Origin of the sequence: Paenibacillus polymyxa, from assembly GCF_018614975.1 — a bacterium.
GTDB classification, from domain to species: domain Bacteria; phylum Bacillota; class Bacilli; order Paenibacillales; family Paenibacillaceae; genus Paenibacillus; species Paenibacillus polymyxa_E.
Genome location: NZ_JAGGNR010000026.1, coordinates 76,739 through 94,248, shown reverse-complemented (window position 1 = coordinate 94,248; position 17,510 = coordinate 76,739). Strand labels below are relative to the sequence as shown.

General features: G+C 45.2%; 13 protein-coding genes. All 13 read right to left on the bottom strand.

Annotated features, from left to right (window positions below; genetic code table 11):
- Nucleotides 1-16 precede the first annotated feature (16 nt).
- The gene (locus tag J7E78_RS20435) at nt 17-589 is read right to left on the bottom strand and encodes a biotin transporter BioY (protein WP_215077955.1); all 573 of its coding nucleotides are present in this window, start codon (nt 587-589) and stop codon (nt 17-19) included.
- A 72-nt stretch (nt 590-661) separates the two neighbouring features.
- Entirely contained in the window at nt 662-1,645 is a 984-nt protein-coding gene (locus tag J7E78_RS20430) for a zinc-dependent alcohol dehydrogenase family protein (protein ID WP_215077954.1), read from the bottom strand.
- A 225-nt stretch (nt 1,646-1,870) separates the two neighbouring features.
- A complete protein-coding gene (gene cyoD / locus J7E78_RS20425; protein WP_215077953.1) occupies nt 1,871-2,200 on the bottom strand; it encodes a cytochrome o ubiquinol oxidase subunit IV in 330 nt (109 codons plus the stop codon).
- On the bottom strand, nt 2,201-2,821 hold the full coding sequence (gene cyoC / locus J7E78_RS20420; RefSeq protein ID WP_215077952.1) for a cytochrome o ubiquinol oxidase subunit III: 621 nt from the start codon (nt 2,819-2,821) through the stop codon (nt 2,201-2,203).
- Nucleotides 2,822-4,792 carry a cbb3-type cytochrome c oxidase subunit I gene (locus tag J7E78_RS20415; RefSeq protein WP_215077951.1) on the bottom strand — a complete coding sequence of 657 codons (1,971 nt, stop codon included), beginning with the start codon at nt 4,790-4,792 and terminating at the stop codon, nt 2,822-2,824. It lies immediately after the preceding gene.
- A gap of 21 nt (nt 4,793-4,813) precedes the next feature.
- Nucleotides 4,814-5,788, bottom strand: coding sequence for a ubiquinol oxidase subunit II (cyoA, locus tag J7E78_RS20410; RefSeq protein ID WP_124118138.1), 975 nt, complete (start codon nt 5,786-5,788; stop codon nt 4,814-4,816).
- Nucleotides 5,789-6,105: 317 nt separating this feature from the next.
- Complete coding sequence (locus J7E78_RS20405) at nt 6,106-6,369, bottom strand: hypothetical protein (RefSeq protein WP_091038518.1); 264 nt, start codon at nt 6,367-6,369, stop codon at nt 6,106-6,108.
- 324 nt (nt 6,370-6,693) lie between these two features.
- The gene (locus J7E78_RS20400; protein ID WP_215077950.1) at nt 6,694-8,040 is read right to left on the bottom strand and encodes a GH1 family beta-glucosidase; all 1,347 of its coding nucleotides are present in this window, start codon (nt 8,038-8,040) and stop codon (nt 6,694-6,696) included.
- A gap of 16 nt (nt 8,041-8,056) precedes the next feature.
- On the bottom strand, nt 8,057-10,438 hold the full coding sequence (locus J7E78_RS20395) for a glycoside hydrolase family 95 protein (RefSeq protein WP_215077949.1): 2,382 nt from the start codon (nt 10,436-10,438) through the stop codon (nt 8,057-8,059).
- A gap of 190 nt (nt 10,439-10,628) precedes the next feature.
- The gene (locus J7E78_RS20390; protein WP_397330601.1) at nt 10,629-12,326 is read right to left on the bottom strand and encodes an ABC transporter substrate-binding protein; all 1,698 of its coding nucleotides are present in this window, start codon (nt 12,324-12,326) and stop codon (nt 10,629-10,631) included.
- Between the two features lie 319 nt (nt 12,327-12,645).
- Complete coding sequence (locus J7E78_RS20385) at nt 12,646-14,349, bottom strand: ABC transporter substrate-binding protein (protein WP_215077948.1); 1,704 nt, start codon at nt 14,347-14,349, stop codon at nt 12,646-12,648.
- 378 nt (nt 14,350-14,727) lie between these two features.
- Entirely contained in the window at nt 14,728-16,416 is a 1,689-nt protein-coding gene (locus J7E78_RS20380) for an ABC transporter substrate-binding protein (protein WP_215077947.1), read from the bottom strand.
- 186 nt (nt 16,417-16,602) lie between these two features.
- The gene (locus J7E78_RS20375) at nt 16,603-17,505 is read right to left on the bottom strand and encodes a carbohydrate ABC transporter permease (protein ID WP_036606894.1); all 903 of its coding nucleotides are present in this window, start codon (nt 17,503-17,505) and stop codon (nt 16,603-16,605) included.
- Nucleotides 17,506-17,510 lie beyond the last annotated feature (5 nt).

Here is a 17,510-nt window from a genome sequence, read left to right as displayed (position 1 = left end):
TCTGAATATCATAATGTTAGACCCCTGGAGTCTGCCTCTTCGTATCCTGGATCATTGTAGGACTTACCTTGAGAATTCTAACAGCAATAAGTGAAGCAAGCACTGCTTTGAGCAGGTCACCTGGAATGAAAACAAGGTTGCCTATGAGAGCCTGTGTAATAGGTACATCCGTTATAAAGGAAAGGAATGGAATACCCACTGCATACACAACAAGGATTCCGCCCACGATGTTGCTCAGTAGAAAGTTCCAAAATTTAATGCCTGCGACGGATGTCCGTTGAACCAGCAACCCGATCACAAAAGCAGCAATCGGATAACTTAGAACATACCCGCCTGTAGGTCCAACCAGAACACCCAAGCCCCCTCTGCCACCGGACAACAATGGAGCTCCTAAACCGATCAGAACAACAAAGAGCAAGAGACTTATCCCTCCCAATCGAGCACCAAGGATACTGCCTGCCAGCATCACGCCCAGCGTTTGAACTGTAATTGGCACAGGTATAAATGGTAGTGGAATCGGAGGTAACAGTCCAAGTACTGCAATAACGGCTGCCATAATCGCAGTAAACATCATATCTTTAATCTTCACAACAAGGCCCCCAATATGAATTAGTTTTTAATTACGCGTTCTTTATGTTGAGTTTTCTCCAAGTCTTATGTACTAGTGTATTAAGAGAACCTTCCCCTCAATACCCGATTCAGCCGCTGCAATAGCCTGTTGTACATTCGTTAGTTCATACGTCGCCCCAATGTTTGCCATGACAAGCCTCCCTGCTCTGACCAGCTCCATCACCTCATGAAATACCTGTTCCCAGCGTTCTTGCGAACAGCGTTCCACCCAATGCTTTAACCAGAAAAGTTTCACATGAACTTGTGTTCCCCGAGTTACTTCATGCCATAACGGTGTGATCCCCGAAAGTAGTCCTACACTGATGACCGTACCATTCGGCTTAAGGCAACTGACCAACTGTTCCCCATCTGTCCCTCCAATACAATCCACGGCTGCATCAGCACCGCATCCCTCTGTTAATTCTGCAATTCTATCCTGTAGCAACTCTTTCGTTGTATTGATAACAGAAAATGCTCCAAGACGATACAGTTCAGCAGTATGACGATCATCTCTCGTAAGCGAAATCAATTTAAATCCATAGATTTTTGAGATCTGTGCAAAGATTCGCCCGATCGCAGATCCCCCTGCATTCACAATCAAGGTATCACCATACGTAAGCTTAAGCACCTCTGTACAGATCAACCAAGCCGTAACCGGATTAATATAGAGCTGACTTGCTGATTGATCATCGATATCATTCGGCACGATGATTGTATGACGATCCAAAGTCTTCACGACGTCCTGCCAAGTATTCTCGCCTTTTAGCGGCAAGACGCGGCGCCCCAACATTTGATTGGATACTCCCGGCCCTACTGCTTCTACTATCCCCATACCCTCAAACCCGGGAACAGCTGGTAATCGGGTACGATGCGGGTAAGCTCCTCGAACAGGAATGATATCGGAGGGATTAATAGGCCGAGCATACATCCTCACTGCTAATTCACCGGGGCCAGGGGGTATCACATCTTTTTCTTCCATACATAACACTTCACTTGGTTCGCCAAAACGATAATAACGGATTACCCTAGCTTTCATTGGTACATCTCCTAAAATAACTTTTGCTAAAATAGCTCTAGCTAAAATATTGAATATATTGACAGAGTGTATAACAATAGTATCATTGGTAAATTATTTCATCAACGACTTATTATGATATAATACAACTTTTTTTTCATTAAAATATGCATTAACTTCTACTTAGAAAAAAAAGAGCCCCACAACCTTGAATTCCAAGGTCATGAAGCTCTTTCATCTTATAAATTAATGTGCAACAGCATTGTTAAGCATGATCCAGATCGAACCAATTACGATGGTCATCATAATCAGTAATCCGAAAATAAGGGCCATGACATTCCAGCGTGGTTTCTCTGTTTCACGGATATGCATGAAGAAGAAGAGTTGAACCACAAACTGAAGTGCTGCTGTACCAAGAATCACAACGAGTGTTCCTGTTTTGCCCATCATGTCGTTCAAAACCACCACAAGTGGAATGATTGTCAGTACGACGGACAGAATGAAGCCGATGACATAAGACTTCAGTGAGCCATGTTGTTCATGGCCGTGGGAATCATGTGAGTTGTGCTCTGCCATCTACATCACCCCCATGAGATAGACGATCGACAGGAGGAAGATCCATACGACGTCCAAGAAGTGCCAGTACAAGCTGATGACGTTGATCTTACCGCGAGTAACGTCGGTAATCCCACGTTTTTTCAGTTGGAACATGAGTCCGATCATCCAGATCAGACCAAGCGATACGTGAAGTCCGTGAGTACCCACGAGGGTGAAGAATGCACCAGAAGCCGCACTCGTCGTGTAACTAAAGCCTTCGTGAACCATCTCAACAAACTCGTAAACCTCCAGGGCGATAAAGCTTGCACCCAGAACAGCTGTAACAATCAGCCAGTTAATCAACTGTTTCACTTTACCCTGGTTCATTGCCAGAACGGCAAGTCCGCTCGTAAATGAACTCGTGAGCAAGATAAATGTCTCGGCGATAACGCCAGGCATTTTGATCAGTTCGGACAAAATCGGTCCGCCCGCCGTATTGTCACGCAACACAATGAAGGTTGCGAACAATACGGAGAACAAGATAACGTCGGAAATCAGGAAGAACCAGAATCCGAGAATTTTCATTTCCTGTGGATCATGGTGGCCATGGTCATGACCATGCGCATGATTCTCACCGTGCTTAGCGGCTGCTTGAGCCATCTATACCGACCCCCTTAACGACGCTTCGGTACGCTTAATTTCGTCGACCGGAATGTAATAATCCGTATCGTAAGAGAATGAACGGGCGATCATACAGATGCCTACGCCAGCAAGTCCGAGAATCGCCATCCACAGCCAACCGAATACGAAGCCGAAACCAGCAACGAACCAGAAGACAGACATGATGAACGGAATCGAGGAGTTCTTCGGCATGTGAATCGGCTCAAGCGGTTGCTCAGGCGGATAGATGCCTTTGGCACGACGTTCTTTCTCTTCCCACCACTCATCGATATCGTCTCCGCGCGGTGTAACAGCGAAGTTATATTCAGGAGCTGGTGAAGGAATCGACCACTCGAGCGTACGACCATCCCATGGATCGCCGGAAGCTTTAAGTGTTTTGTATTTGCGAATACCGTCTGCAATTTGTGCAACTTGGAACAAGAATCCGACACCCATCAGGAATGCCCCGATTGTGGATACGAAGTTCAGTTCCCACCAGCCAGTATCCCAGCCGTATGTGCTCAGACGACGTGTCATACCCATCAGACCGACAGCGTACTGCGGCATGAAGCAGACATAGAAACCAATATTCCAAGTCCAGAATGCCCATTTGCCCAGTTTCTCTTCGAGTTGGAAACCGAACATTTTAGGCCACCAGTAATACAGACCAGCGAAGTATCCGAAGACAACGCCACCGATCAATACTTGGTGGAAGTGGGCAATCAGGAAGTAACTGTTGTGGAACTGGAAGTCAGCAGGAGCAACGGATAACAGAACGCCTGTCATACCCCCGACAATAAAGCACGGGATAAAGGCAAGTGTCCACATCATCGGAGTCGCCATGCGAATCCTTCCTCGATACATGGTAAACAGCCAGTTAAATATCTTAACCCCTGTTGGAATAGCAATCAACATCGTAGTTACGGCGAAGAATGCATTCACATCCGCTCCTGAACCCATCGTGAAGAAGTGATGCGCCCATGTGAAGAAGGACAGGAAGCTGATAATTAACATTGCAAATACCATTGACTTGTAACCAAACAGTTTTTTCCGAGAGAAGGTACTTACAATCTCGGAGAACACACCGAATGCCGGCAAGACGACAATGTATACCTCAGGGTGACCCCACATCCAGATCAAGTTGATATACATCATTGGGTTACCGCCCAGATCAAGTGTGAAGAAATGCGCTCCAGCAAACCTGTCGAGGAAGAGCAATGCAAGTGTCACGGTCAAGATCGGGAAAGCAAACAAGATAATGATACAAGTGGAGAATACCGACCATGTGAACATCGGCATTTTCATCCATTTCATGCCTGGCGCACGCATTTTAATGATGGTAACCAGGAAGTTGATACCGGTAGCCAGGGAACCGATACCCGATATCTGTATACCCCATATATAGAAGTTCTGTCCGACCCCCGGACTGTGTGACAGCTCCGATAGAGGTGGATAACTCAGCCATCCGGCATCCGGTGAACCACCGATAACGAACGACAGGTTAAACAGCATTGCTCCCAGGAAGAATAACCAGAAGCTCAATGCATTCAGAAACGGGAAGGCAACGTCCCTTGCTCCGATCTGTAATGGCACGATAACGTTAAATAAACCAAACATAAATGGCATCGCCATGAACAGGATCATGATCGTGCCGTGAGTTGTAAAGACCTGATTATAATGTTCAGGATGTAAGAAATCCATGTTAGGCATAGCCAGCTGCAGACGCATCATCAATGCATCCACACCACCACGGAACAACATGATAATGGAAGCAATGATATACATAATACCGATCTTTTTATGATCGACGGTAGTTAACCAGTTACGCCAGAGCCAGCCCCATTTTTTGAAATAAGTCAGCACCGTTACGATCGTAATCATCGTAATACCGATGGCCACGTCTGCTCCATAGATCAGCGGGTCGCCAGTTACGAAAAACTCCGATGCAAACTCTTTAAGTCTCTCTAACATTGGGGGCCTCCTTTCGAATCTTTAGTTAGCACTCTTGTCCTCATCTTGATTGGACACATCGGTTGGACTTTGAATGGCTCCAGAAGCTTCACTTGAACTTCCATGCTTACTGTGAGCACTTTGACCATCTACAACATACTTGGTCACAATATTTTGGAACAATCCTTCCGGGAAGGCAGAATAATAAGCAACATTGCTTGTTCCTGGTTCAGCCAGTGCTTTGTAACCTTCTGTAGTCAACGCCTGAGAACTCTGTTTCACTTCAGCTACCCAATTGTCAAAATCTTCGTCCGATGTAGCATTCACATCAAAACGCATTTCTCCAAAATGCTCACCTGTGAAGTTAGCGCCTGAACCCCAGTACTTGCCTTCATGATCTGCCTGCAGATACAAGGTCATCGCCATACCCGACATCGTATAAATCTGTCCTCCAAGTTGCGGAATCCAGAATGAGTTCATCGGTGAATCCGCAGTGAGTTCAAATTTCACGGGCCGGTCTGCCGGAATATTCAGCGTGTTGACCGTTGCAATCCCTTGCTCAGGATACATAAACAACCATTTCCAGTCCAGTGAAGACACTTGGATGGTAATTGGTGCTTTCTCGTGAGCCAACGGCTTCGAAGGCTCCAGATCATACGTGTAACGAACAGTAACAATGGCAAGCAGTCCAATAATGATAATTGGAACCGTCCACCAGATTGCCTCCGCCTTCGTGCTATGAGACCAGTTAGGTTCATAAGCAGCTTTGTTATCCGGCTTGTCGCGGTAACGCCATACGATTACGGCAGACAAAATGAGTACTGGCACAATGATGACAGCACACAAAATTGTCGAGATGACAATCAAATCTCTCTGCGAAGCGCCAATTGGCCCCTTCGGATCCAGAACAACGTACTGTCCGCCTGCCAGCATTGGCCAGACAATCAATGCAATTGTAACCAACGTCAGGACAACCGGAATGATAATCCGGATTAGCGACCTAGGTTTCTTGTTCATTTTGATCCCCTCTCCTTAAATTCGCTCATACTGAAAAATCAGTATACTACTCTCTTCCTACTAAAGATATCAGAAATGAACAACTTTTTTGTTCTTGTTAACAAATTTGTCGATTTTACACCTTAAATGTGTGAATTTTTTCTCACAAATCGCTTGCATGGTTGATATTTGCACATTGTAATCTTTACACATCAAGTCACAAAATAAAGCCCTTTGCGGATTCGTTGAACAGTTCAACGAATCCGCAAAGGGCTTTATTGACTGGATTCCGGGAACTTATCCAGTCTTATTATGAACGAATCAACGCAGGATTATAATCAATCGGCGCCTTCGTCTTCCCGGCGTGTATGAACAAGGCCAATCGCTTTGGCAATAACGTAAATGAACACACTACCTACAAGGAATCCAATACCAACCATCAAGCCAAGATTACGATCATTAAAGTCGTTCAGATTGATCAGACACATGACCACTCCCGTAATGAGTGCGACCCATGCCAGAACTGTCATCGTCAAGACGGCGCGCCGCATATTTTTGTCTTTGCGCTCCAATTGGCTGACCATTGCTGTCTTCGATGCCATAGTAAACACTTCCTTTTCCCTTTTTGTAAGTGCTTTCCTTATACCAATATACCACATCAGTATGATTTTTAGTCAACAAATGTTCAAATTTTCTTCGCAATTTGGACACTTTATTTTAAAAAGACCCGTTGACAAAACATTATTCATTTCTTCCTTACTTCTTATAACCCAAAAAACGTCTCTTCATAACAGGAACTGCACTTGACCTTATGAAACCTTTATGAACTACTTGTTTCCAACGATAAAAATATAAAATAAGACGGCACATTGAAATACTCCAATGTTACCGTCTTTCTCGACTTTTACACACTAAATGGCATTACCTTAGTTCCTTGTCTCCAACCAATTATTCTTGATAACGTTCTGATACCAGTAATAACTCTCCTTCGGTGTTCTCACGAGTGAACGATAGTCCACATGAACAAGACCAAAACGCATGCGGTAGCCTTCTGCCCACTCAAAATTATCCATCAGTGACCATGCCATGTACCCTTTCAGGTTAATGCCGTCATTAATGATCCGGTGAATTTGAGCCAAATGCTGCTCATAATATGAAATCCGGCGATCATCGTTAATTTTTCCGTTCTCCAGGTCATCATTGATGCAGGCACCATTCTCTGTGATATATACATCCACATTACCGTACTTTTGCAAGTAATGCATAAATTCATACAAACCACGTGATTCCACAGGCCAGCCAATATCGGTTTTGGTGAGGCCCATATCAACTTCTTCCGATTGCAGAGCACCTGCCTCCGGATTGAAGCGATTAATCCCCATCGTATAATAGTTAATGCCGAGCAGATCGATCGGTTGGGAGATGATCTCCATATCGCCTTCCTGAATTGGTACGGTAGCCCCCGCTTCTGCGAACCAATCCACCATAAACTGCGGATATGAACCTTTGTAGATGGGATCAAGGAACCAATCGGTATTGAGCGCAATCGATCGGTCACACGCTGCCTGGTCCTCAGGAGATTTGCTGTACGGCTCAGCCCAGCATACGTTCGGAGCAATACCAATCTGACCCGTTGTTCCCAAGCGACGGAAGGATTGAACGGCTTTACCATGAGCAACTAGCAATCCATGTGCCACATTAATTGACGTTTGAAGGTCTTTGTTTCCTGGCGCATGAATCCCGAGAAGGTTCGACAGGAAAGCGATACACCATGGTTCATTGAATGTCAGCCAAAAGTTGATCTTGCCCGAGAATTCTTTGAAAATCACTTCGGCATATTTCACAAAAGCGTCTACAGTTCTACGGTTGCCCCAGCCGCCGTCATCCTCCAGCGTTTGTGGAAGATCCCAGTGATACAGAGTAAGGAACGGTTCGATGCCAGCCTCTAACAATGCATCCACAAAGCGATGGTAGAAGTCCAGTCCTTCCCGATTGATCTCCCCATCTCCGTCAGGAATAATGCGCGGCCACGCAATGGAGAATCGGTACGTATTAATCCCGAGTTTCTTCATCAGTTCGATGTCTTCCTCGTAACGGTGGTAACTGTCACATGCGACATCCCCATTGTCTCCGTTAAATACCTTGCCAGGTGTGCGAGCGAACGTATCCCAGATGGATACCCCGCGTCCACCTTCCTGTGCCGCTCCTTCTATTTGATAGGAAGCTGTTGCTGTACCCCACCGAAAATCTTGTGGAAATTGAAAAATGGTCATGGTTGGCTCCTCCGTCTCATGATGACACGCGGATCGTCTGTCCTGCGGTCATCGTTATAATAATTACATAATCGCCCTGAGGCGTAAGCTCTGCCTTGGCTTGTTCGTTTCCTTCCACACGCAGCGGATAAGCACTGCGAAGGGTCAGCGACTCATTTCGATCTGCCTTAATAACCGCTGATACAAGCTTGTTGTCCGTCCACGTTATTGCTACCGTATAACCACCTCTTGCCCGAAGCCCTTCAACACGACCTTGAGTCCAGAGTTCAGGCAGTGCCGGCAGTAAATGTAACTCGTTCAAGTGGCTCTGCAATAACATCTCAGCGATTCCGGCCGTGCCTCCAAAATTACCATCGATCTGGAATGGTGGATGGTCATCAAACAGATTCGGATGTGTGGATCGGGCCAGCAACGTGCGCACGAATTGATGTGCCTGACTGCTATCCAGTAGTCGTGCATACAGATTGATCAACCATGCACAGCTCCATCCTGTATGCCCGCCACCTTGTGAGATACGACGTTCAAGCGATACCCGTGCTGCTTCTACCAATTCCGGTGTGTTCACTCGATTGATCTGCTCCCCGGGATACAGTCCATACAGATGGGAGACGTGACGATGCCCTGGTTCAGATTCGGCAAAATCCTTAAACCACTCCAGCAATTGTCCTTCGCTTCCAATTCGGAATGGATAGAGTTTGTCCAGTGCCTCACTCCACTCGCTTGCCAACGATTCATCTATATTTAGTTGCTTCGAGGCTTCAATACAGCGGCTAAACAATTCACGAATCAAAGTCATATCCATCGTTGAAGCCATGGATATACTGCGTGCCTCCCCAGCATCTGTGAGAAACTTGTTCTCTGGTGAAGTGGAAGGAATTGTAACCAGATAACCATCAGGCCCTTCCACCAGCCAGTCGAGACAGAATAGAGCCGCCTCTTTCATGATGGGATAGGCACGTTCCTCAAGAAAACGCTGATCACCGGTAAATTGATAGTGCTCCCATAGATGCGAGGTCAACCATACGCCGCCCATCGGCCAGAAAGCCCAGCTTGCATCTCCACCTGTCGGTGTAGAGGTTCTCCAGATATCCACGTTATGATGGGCAGTCCATCCACGGGCTCCGTAGAGAATGCGCGCCGTTCTGCGTCCTGTATCACTGAGGTCGGTCAGCATATCAAACAGCGGCTCATGACATTCACTGAGATTGCAGACTTCTGCCGGCCAGTAATTCATCTCGGTGTTAATATTGATTGTGTAATCACTATGCCATGGTGGCTCTACCTGATGGTTCCAGATTCCCTGCAGATTGGCAGGCTGGCTGCCCGGACGCGAACTAGCCATTAACAGATATCTTCCATATTGAAAATAAAGTGCCTCCAGTCCAGAGTCTTGTTGCCCTGCCTGATAAGCCTGCAGCCGCTCATCCGTAGGTAATTCGGCGTTAACCGATACCCCTAAATCAATAGAGACTCTGTTAAACAACGCACGATGATCCTGAATATGTCGGTCACGAAGTGCTTCCGCGCCATGTGTGGTCACTTTGGAGATCAGATTCTTGCATTCCTCTTCCAATACAAGATGATCCTTCACAGGTAACACATCGTAACTCTCAAAGGACGTAGCTGCTGCCAGATAGAAAACAACCTGATCAGCACCCTGAATATGTAACTTGCCTTCCAGATTGGAGACCTTCACCTGATCCCCAGATGCCGTAAGTGCTACCCGGACAGCATAAGCCGTTCCCCGATCCTCTTCATAGAGGACGGATTCCGGGTGATCCCTGAAGTAATTGGACTCCACATGACTTGGGCACCTACTTAACATGGTTAGAGCATCTCCCGAAGTCTCAACGCGATAAGGATGGGGACTGTCTAGCGTAACACTTACACTCACAGCGCCCTTCTGATCAGCAGCCAATGTGCAGACCATTAGATCATCCGAAGCACTGCAATACACTTCACGTACGTAACGAGTTCCTTTCCATGAATACGTCGTGGTTGCAATACCCGATTCCAGATCAAGCTCCCGTTCAAATGCATCATATGAAAGATCCTCTAGACCCTCATGGTGCAATAGAAAATGACCCATCGGCTGGTAGGCCTCTACATCACGACCAAGCATTTCACGGTTTAACAAATCCTCAGCTTCACCATACTGTCCGGACATGATCAACTCTCGCGTCTGCTTCAAATACCGCTGACTGCTGTATTGAATCGTATCCCGTGGAAACCCTGACCATAATGTATCTTCATTGAGCTGAATTCGTTCATCTGCTGCGCCACCGTACACCATGCCTCCAAGACGGCCGTTTCCGATGGGCAATGCTTCTTCCCAGCGTTTTGCCGGTTGTCGATACCATAGACGATTGATTTTGGTTTGGTTATTGTGTTGGGACATGATTAGCTCCTGTTCCTAAATCAGCTGTATATTCCTTATAATATAAAACGTTTTCGGTAAGTGCTTACAATAATAAAATTATATGTGATTTCCAAATTTGCGTCAATGCAAATCATCACATCATTAAACAAAAAAAAGGCCCCATATAGGGCCCTTTCCTTGTTTAAGTATGGATCACAGACAATCCATATTATTTTACGTCTTTTCCTGTCCACAGAGAAACACGTTCCTTAACCCAAACCGTAAATTGTTTCTCCATTTCAACTGCACCCGCTTTGTCCAAATCAGCCAGTAAAGCATCATAGGTTGCATCAAAGTTTGCTGGTGTAGTCAGAACAGCTTCCGGAATCCGTTTACGGATGATATCCTGCGTTTTCTGGAATGTTACTTCATAGTCTGTACCGGAAGGTACGGACATGTTATATGCTGCGCCCCAATCCTTAACTGGCAGATCTTCTTCAGCCGGATAGAACTCTTTCCAAGTCGTGATACCATAAGCTTTCAGTGTTTCTTTCTCGGCAGCCGTGTAACCAGCTACAATCTGCTCTGGGAAGTTCGTTGTGTAGTAGTTATCCGTAGAATCTTTTACACCATCACCATATCTTGCGCTAAATACGTTATACATCCCAATTCCTGTTTCCTTACTGAAATTGGAGTTGTCATTCGTTTTGCGGTCCTGAACGTCATCTGGAATCACGCGTTTACCATCTTCTACGTTGTAATGTTCACCTTCGATACCCCAGTTTCTCAGAACTTGTCCTTCATCTGAAGCAAGCCAATCCATGAATTTGATGATACGCACCGGATCTTTGGCCGAAGTTGTGATCCCGATGCCATAACCGTCAAATCCGGCTGGTTGGAACGTGTGATCCACAATTTCATCGTTCAGTGATACAGAGAAATGAGCGTATGTGGCGTCATCCTTGCCCGATGATTTGAGCGCGTTCTCCGCTTCTTGATAATTCCACTCCTGGTCAATCAGACCGAGTACACGGCCACTGGCAATTTTGGACTTGTATTGGTCATCCTTTTGAACAAATGCATCTTTGTCCAGCAGGCCTTCATTGTACATTTTATTCAACCAGCGGAAATATTCTCTTTCCTCTGGACGTTTGTAGTGCAGTTTTGCTTCATACGTTTCAGGGTCAATGTAATATTCACCGTCATCCGGTGCGCCTGTTGCCTGGAAGGCCGGGTTCGTTACCGTGATCATGATCTTCCAGTCGTCCGCATTCAACGTTAATGGAATGGTTGGTTGACCATCAATCGTTGGATGTTTTTCATAATAGGCTCTGAGTACATTCTCGTAATCCTCAAGTGTCTTCACTTCAGGGTACCCGAGCTCTTTCAATACTCTTTGCTGAATTTCAAATCCACCTGTAGCGTCAAACGTAACATTATCAACACCCATATTGGTTGGAATGGTATATATCGCTTGATCTTCAAGACTGTATTTCAAACGGTTCATCTGTTCTCCATAGATTTTTTTCAAATTGGGAGCATGCTCCTCAATCAGATCCGTGAGATCCAGCATCGCGCCTGCATCCACAAGCTTAGATAAGTTACCTTTAGGGTAGATCATATCAGGAAAATCACCACTGGCAGCCATCAGTGCAATCTTCTGGTTACCACCATCGTTTACATCATACTCTGCTTCAATGGTAACGCCTGTTTGCTCCGTAATCTTTTTACCAACAGCATCTTGCATCTTGTTCCAGGTTGGACTAGCATCCGCCCCGAAGAATGTAACTGTGATCGGTTCGGTTCCGCTGGAATCCGAAGTCTCTTTGGTTCCCGAATTCCCGCAGCCAGCTGTAACCAACATTGCACTTGCGAGCATCAACATTGCAAACGTCTTGGGTGTATTGCCTTTCATTTTGCCTCTCATTGTCTAGTTCCCCCTATTATTTATGAAGGTTTTATCTGTATAACAGGCTTTATGCCTGAGGATACCATTTTTTTGAATGCGCTTTCGATATCATCCATTCCGACGTTTTTACTGAAACTGACGTTTCGATTCTGTAAAAAAGAATTATCCTTCCAACAGACATAAAACGTTTTCGAAAATGAAATAAACCGCTTACTGTAAGTGCTTACATGATAGATTATAGGCTATCCATCACCTCACGTCAACAATAAAAAAAGCCCCTTCTCAAGGGCTTTTTCCGCTATGAAAATCCTTATCTTTAATGCTTGGTTTTCAAAGCTTATTTCACATCTTTTCCAGTCCAGAGAGATACACGTTCTTTGATCCAAACCGTGTATTGTTTCTCCATCTCCACTGCACCCGCTTTATCGAGTTCAGCCAGAAGACCATCATATACGCTGTCGAAGTTCTCAGGTTTGGCAAGGATAGCCTCTGGAATACGTTTACGTACGATATCCTGTGTTTTCTGGAACGTCACGTTGTAATCCGTGTCAGATGGTACAGGCATGTTGTATGCTGCGCCCCAATCTTTCAGCTTCAGATCCTCTTCGGAAGGATAGAAATCTTTCCATGTTGTAATGCCATAGGCTTTCAAGGTTTCCTTCTCAGCTGCAGTGTAACCTGCTTGAATCTGTTCAGGGAAATTCGTTGTGTAATAGTTATCTGTAGCATCTTTCACACCATCACCGTATCTGGCGCTAAATACGTTATACATGCCTATGCCTGATTCTTTGGTAAAAGCGGAGTTATCATTGGTTTTGCGATCTTGTACATCATCCGGAATGATGCGTTTACCATTCTCTACTTGGTAATGTTGGCCTTCAACACCCCAGTTTCTCAGGACCTGACCTTCATCTGAAGCAAGCCAATCCATGAATTTGATGATACGTACCGGATCTTTGGCCGAAGTTGTGATTCCGATACCATAACCGTCAAATCCTGTCGGTTGGAACGTATGATCCACAATATCCTTGTTCAGGGATACGGAGAAGTGGGCATATGTTTTATCGCCACCGTTAGATGATTTTAAAGCATTCTCCGCCTCACCATAGTTCCACTCCTGGTCGATTAGACCGAGTACACGGCCACTGGCAATTTTGGATTTGTATTGGTCATCTTTTTGAACAAATGTATCTTTGTCAAGCAGACCCTCATTGTACATTTTGTTCAACCAACGGAAATATTCCTTTTCTTCAGGACGTTTGTAGTGTAGAACGGCTTCATAGGTCTCGGGATTGATATAATACTCACCATCATCTGGTCCACCCGTAGCTTGGAATGCAGGGTTCGTTACCGTAATCATAATTTTCCAGTCATCTGCATTCAATGTTAAAGGAATAGTCGGTTGACCATCAATCGTTGGATGTTTTTCATAATACGTTCTCAGTACGTTCTCGTAGTCCTCAAGCGTTTTTACTTCAGGGTAGCCGAGCTCTTTCAATACTCTTTGTTGAATTTCGAATCCGCCCGTAGCGTCAAATGAAACGTTATCTACACCCATATTGGTCGGGATCGTGTAAATGGCTTGATCTTCCAAACTGTATTTCAGACGGTTCATCTGATCACCATAGATTTTTTTCAAGTTGGGAGCATGCTCCTCAATTAGATCGGTCAGGTCCAGCATCGCGCCTGCATCCACAAGCTTAGACAAGTTGCCTTTAGGATAGATAATATCAGGGTAATCACCACTGGCAGCCATCAAAGGAATCTTTTGGTCACCACCATTATTCACATCATACTCAGCTTCAATTGTAACTCCCGTTGCCTTAGTAATCTCTTGACCGACAGCATCCTTCATGTTATTCCAGTTCGGACTCGCGTCTGCACCAAAGAATGTAAAGGTCACTGGACTGGTTGTATCTCCGGAATCAACCGATTTCTCTGAAGCGTTAGTTCCTCCTCCACTGCCGCTGCATCCTGCTGTAATTGCAAGAGCACTGGCTAACAGAAGCATTGCGAATGTTTTTGGTGTTTTGCCCTTCATGTATAATCCCCCTTATGGATATTAATGAAGCTTTATATTTGTATAACAGGCTGACCTGCACATACCGTGACCAGATGATACAAATGTAATTTTCTTGTTTTTATAACAATAGAAGCGTTTTCTTAAAAATAAAAAAATGTTCTTCTCTTGCCTTATTTCCTCTTCATTCCTGCAAGTGTTTACTTTGAGATTCAGGTGTACATCACGTGATGTACAAGCAAATGTAAGTGCTTTCATAATTGAATAATAATCGCTCCTATACCCCTTGTCAATAGTGAATTCATAAAATTGAAAACGTTTTATAGAAAACGTTTTCACATAAAAAAGAACCCAGATATTTTGGGTTCTTTTTCGTTTTACATCTGACTGGCTAATCGTTTATTTAGCCTCTTCACCGCTCCACAATTGAACACGGTTTTGAACGAGTTCTGTATATTGTTTCTCCATATCCTCTGCTCCTGCTTGGTTCACTTCTGCAATCATGCCGTCATAGATCGCATCGAACTGTTCAGGAGTACTCAGAATGGCTTCCGGGATACGCTTCCGGATGATATCCTGTGTTTTCTTGAAGATGACGTTGTAGTTGGAGTCACCTGGTGTTGGCAGATTGTATGCTGCTCCCCATGGTTTGATTGGGAACTCGTCTTCACTCGGGAACAGATCTTTCCACGTCGTAGCACCGTAAGCTTTGAGTGTTTCTTTCTCTGCATCGGAATATGCTGCCACAATCTGTTCTGGGAAATTCGTAGTGTAGTAGTTATCCGTTGAATCCTTCACACCGTCTCCATAGTGACCAGACATATTGGTGTACAGTCCAATACCCGTTTCTTTCTGGAATACGGCTGCATTATTGGTTTTCTGATCCAGAATGTCGGCAGGAATGACACGTTTGCCGTCCTTCACTTCGTACTGTTTGCCCTCAATTCCCCAGTTCATCAACACTTGCCCTTCTTCAGAAGCCAGGTAATCGAAGAATTTGATCGTACGAACCGGGTCAGGATTCGATGTTGTAATCCCTACACCCCAACCGGATACAAAACCAGGGTCTTGGTAGGCATGATCCTTGATATCCTCGGACAGGGTTACCGGGAAGTGTGAATACGTTGCTTCAGTCTTACCAGCGAATTTCAATGCATTTTCTGCATCGGAATAACCCCAATCCTGGTCAATGACACCCAGAACACGTCCACTTGCAATTTTGGATTTGTATTGGTCTGTTTTTTGGATGAAGCTGTCCTGATCAAGCAATCCAGTGTTATACATATGGTTCAACCAGCGGAAGTACTCTTTTTCCTCTGGACGTTTGTAATGAAGACTTGCTTCATACGTCTCTGGATCGATATAGTATTCACCATCATCCGGAGCACCTGTTGCCTGGAAGGCCGGGTTCGTTACCGTAATCATGATTCTCCAATCATCCGCGTCCAGTGTTAACGGGATGGTTGGCTGACCATCAATCGTTGGGTGTTTCTCTTTGTACGCCTTCAATACATTCTCGTAATCCTCAAGTGTACGCACTTCCGGATATCCGAGTTCTTTCAGTACACGATGCTGAATGCCAAATCCACCACCTGCATCAAAGTACTTTTGGTCTACCGCATAATACGTCGGCAGCACATAAATAGCCTGATCCTCATTACTGTATTTCAACCGGTCCATGTAATTACCATACAGCTTCTTCAGATTGGGAGCATATTGGTCGATCAGATCTGTCAGATCGAGCATTGCTCCGGCATCCACCAGTTTGCTAAGTTCTCCTTTGGGTGAGACGATATCCGGATAATCTCCGCTCGCCGCCATTAAGGATATTTTATCTTGACCACCACTAACGGCGAATTCACCGTTAAGGGTTATCCCTGTTTTTTCCGTAAGGACTTTACCTACTTCATCCTTCATGCCATTCCAGTTCGGACTGGGGTCAACGCTGAAGAAATCAAAAGTAAGTGGAGTTGTCTCTGCGCTTGTATCCTTGAACGACGTATCACCGCCGCTTCCTCCACCGCAACCTGCGAGTAAAGACATTGCAAGCACTGGTGCCAGTGCAATCTTCATTTTGGAACTTGCCATAATGGTAATCCTCCCTGTTTCATATGTCTGTTTGTCCGGGACTTTTTTGTCCCTGTCTATAGCTTCATGAATACCACACCGCAGCCCTATACGGTGAAGCACAGACCACATGGCTGCGCTTCGGGTATCCTGATGCTTCATTTGTAGATGTACGGCCGCTCTATTTGGCAGCCTGTACCCACTTGTTTAACCTTTTACTGCGCCCAGTGTCATACCACCGACAAAGTACTTCTGAAGGAATGGATATACAATGAGGATTGGAACCGTTACAACGATCGTAATCGCCATTTTGATCGATTCCGGTGAAATCTGTGTCATTTGCTGCGCCATATCATTGGCATTTCGTCCAGCACCTGAACCTTGCTGCGTACTTTGCAATACTTTCATCAGCTCATATTGGAGCGTGGTCAAATGTGCCTTTGAACCATTATACAGGTACGTGTCGAACCACGCATTCCATTGACCGACAGCCAGGAACAATGCGATGGTAGCAAGCACTGGTTTACACAGTGGCAAGATGATTCTGTAATAGATTGTAAAGTCATTCGCTCCGTCCAGCTTCGCGGATTCCTGCAATGAGTATGGCAGGCCATCAATGAATGAACGGATGATGAACACGTTAAATGCACTGATCATGCCAGGCAATACATATACCCAGAATGTACCGATCAGGTTCAAGTCACGCATCAGAATGTACACCGGAATCAGACCACCGGAGAAATACATCGTGAGTGCGAGCGTTGTGGAAACAAATTTTCTAAGTCCAAAATCAGGTCTGCTCAGTGTAAAGGCGATCATGGATGAACTGATCAATCCGAGCACGGTACCTACAAGTGTACGCAGAATGGAGATCTGCAAACCTTGTAGCAATCCATCATATTGGAAAATCGTTTTGTAGTTCTGTAATGTGAATTCGCGAGGCCACAAGTAAATTCCGCCACGTACTGTATCTGTCGAGTTATTGAGTGAGATGGCTAGTACGTTAAGGAATGGATAAAGTGTTACAACCAGCACCATGGTCATCGCGAGGATGTTGAATATATCGAACAGTTTATCGCCCCGAGTAGCATTGAATGCTTTGTTCGCCATAATGT

Excerpts from the sequence above, each read along its gene's own strand:
- J7E78_RS20430 (WP_215077954.1), bottom strand. The coding sequence starts at position 1,645 with ATGAAAGCTAGGGTAATCCGTTATTATCGTTTTGGCGAACCAAGTGAA.
- cyoD (WP_215077953.1), bottom strand. The coding sequence starts at position 2,200 with ATGGCAGAGCACAACTCACATGATTCCCACGGCCATGAACAACATGGC.
- cyoC (WP_215077952.1), bottom strand. The coding sequence starts at position 2,821 with ATGGCTCAAGCAGCCGCTAAGCACGGTGAGAATCATGCGCATGGTCAT.
- J7E78_RS20415 (WP_215077951.1), bottom strand. The coding sequence starts at position 4,792 with ATGTTAGAGAGACTTAAAGAGTTTGCATCGGAGTTTTTCGTAACTGGC.
- cyoA (WP_124118138.1), bottom strand. The coding sequence starts at position 5,788 with ATGAACAAGAAACCTAGGTCGCTAATCCGGATTATCATTCCGGTTGTC.
- J7E78_RS20405 (WP_091038518.1), bottom strand. The coding sequence starts at position 6,369 with ATGGCATCGAAGACAGCAATGGTCAGCCAATTGGAGCGCAAAGACAAA.
- J7E78_RS20400 (WP_215077950.1), bottom strand. The coding sequence starts at position 8,040 with ATGACCATTTTTCAATTTCCACAAGATTTTCGGTGGGGTACAGCAACA.
- J7E78_RS20395 (WP_215077949.1), bottom strand. The coding sequence starts at position 10,438 with ATGTCCCAACACAATAACCAAACCAAAATCAATCGTCTATGGTATCGA.
- J7E78_RS20390 (WP_397330601.1), bottom strand. The coding sequence starts at position 12,326 with ATGAGAGGCAAAATGAAAGGCAATACACCCAAGACGTTTGCAATGTTG.
- J7E78_RS20385 (WP_215077948.1), bottom strand. The coding sequence starts at position 14,349 with ATGAAGGGCAAAACACCAAAAACATTCGCAATGCTTCTGTTAGCCAGT.
- J7E78_RS20380 (WP_215077947.1), bottom strand. The coding sequence starts at position 16,416 with ATGGCAAGTTCCAAAATGAAGATTGCACTGGCACCAGTGCTTGCAATG.
- J7E78_RS20375 (WP_036606894.1), bottom strand. The coding sequence starts at position 17,505 with ATGGCGAACAAAGCATTCAATGCTACTCGGGGCGATAAACTGTTCGAT.